At 70.9% G+C, this 474-nt stretch carries 1 protein-coding gene; it reads left to right on the forward strand.

All coding sequences use genetic code 11. The features are described from left to right. Positions 1 to 474, forward strand: a 474-nt coding sequence (locus tag OR16_RS39095; protein WP_006165042.1) for a condensation domain-containing protein, incomplete at both ends; no start/stop codon positions are given.

The following is a 474-nucleotide window of genomic DNA, read 5'->3' on the forward strand; positions in this document are numbered from 1 at the left end:
CACGCTGCCCGTGCTGGCCGAGCCGCGTGCCGCGCAGGATCTGGGCGACTGGCTGCGGGAATTGCAGGCGTTCAACCTGTCGGCGCGGGAACACGCGCACACGCCGCTGTCGGACATTCAGCGCTGGGGCGGCCAGGCCGGCCAGCGCCTGTTCGACAGCATCCTCGTGTTCGAGAACTTCCCGCTGGAAGACGCGCTGGCGTCGGCCGGGCGCAGCGGCCTGCGCTTCGAGACCCAGGGCAGTACCGGCCTGACCGAGTACGAGATGGACGTCGAAGTCAGCCTGCGCCAGACGCTGCGGCTGAGCTTCACCTATATGCGGCGCGCGTTCGACGCCGAGCAGGTGGCCGCCATCTGCGCGCAGATGATGGCGCTGCTCGGCGCGATGGGGACGTCGCCCGCGCAGACCGTGGGGTCGCTGAGCCTGCTGGGGCCGGATGAACAGGCGGCGCTGCTTGCGCTGGGCCAGGGCGA

Origin of the sequence: Cupriavidus basilensis OR16 (assembly GCF_000243095.1) — a bacterium.
GTDB classification, from domain to species: domain Bacteria; phylum Pseudomonadota; class Gammaproteobacteria; order Burkholderiales; family Burkholderiaceae; genus Cupriavidus; species Cupriavidus basilensis_D.